This window comes from Hymenobacter agri, from assembly GCF_054778495.1.
In genome coordinates this window covers 1-1,053 of the sequence record NZ_BAAGZM010000992.1, presented here as the reverse complement: position 1 = coordinate 1,053, position 1,053 = coordinate 1, and the positions used below count along the sequence as shown (strand labels likewise).

General features: G+C 63.8%; 1 pseudogene. It reads right to left on the bottom strand.

Annotated features, from left to right (window positions below):
- Nucleotides 1–225 precede the first annotated feature (225 nt).
- Nucleotides 226–1,053: pseudogene (locus tag ACYVDE_RS23940) on the bottom strand (hypothetical protein); the annotation flags it as partial.

The window sequence follows — 1,053 nt, the reverse complement described above, 5'->3', positions numbered from 1 at the left end:
GGCTTCGATGCCGCCAAAGCCCGCCAGCGCGGCCAGGCCACCTTGGAAACCCTCGCCGCCACGCCCCCGCCCGGCGACGCCTTCGCCGAGGTTGAAATCATTCCTTATGAAGACTTGTGGGAATTGGTGCTGCGGGAACTGGGGCCGGTGAAAAAGTGAACGAAAAAAGAACGTCATGCTTCGACAAGCTCAGCATGACGTTCTTTTTTCGTTCACGAATCCCCCCTAAAACAGCACCGCCACCTGCATGCGGCCGGTGTGCACGGTGTTGAGGTTGCTGGCTTTGCGGCCGTCGTAGGCCAGCGTGATGTTGAGGCCGTTGCTGAGGCGCTGCTCCACGTTCAGGTTCCAAGTGAAGTTGCTGCCGGGGCGTAGGGCGTTGAGGATTTCGATGGCCACGACGGAGTTGAGGGCGGCCGGGTCGGCGGCGAACTGTACGCGGGTGTAGTGCGTGGCGACCGACACGGTGCGCTTGCTCACCTGGCTCAGGCGGGCTTCGAGGCCCAAGTCGTCGAAGATGCCGGGGTTGGTTTCGGCGGGCGTGGGCACGGGCCGCGTGGGCAGGGTGCCGAGCGTATTTTGCTTGCGGGTGTGGGCGTAGGTGCCGGTGAGGCGCAGCGCGGGCGTAGGCTGGTAGCTGATTTCGGGCTGCACGGTGTAAATCAGCAGGCGGTAGTTGCGGGCGGCGAGGTAGTCGCTGCTGGCTTCGCGCACGTCGCGCGCGGCCGTGAGGCGGCCCGTGAAGGTGGTGGCCAGCGTGCGGCGTAGCAGCAGGCTTTGGGTGCTGAGGTTGCGCAAATCGAAACCCTGCACCAGTTGGGTTTTCTGCTGCGTTTGCTGGAACGTCAGCTCGGCCCCAAAAATGGGGTTCGAGCGGTTGAAATAAAGTGTATTGCGAAACAACTGGTTGAAGGCCAGCAGCTGCGCGTCTTCCTTGTCGAAGCTAAACGGGCTGAGGCGCTTGAACACCGACGGGTCGGTGGTGCGGCGGTCGACGGTGATGCTGGTGAGTGTGGCGAAGCGCGAGGCCACCGCGCGCCAGCCGCCGGCCTC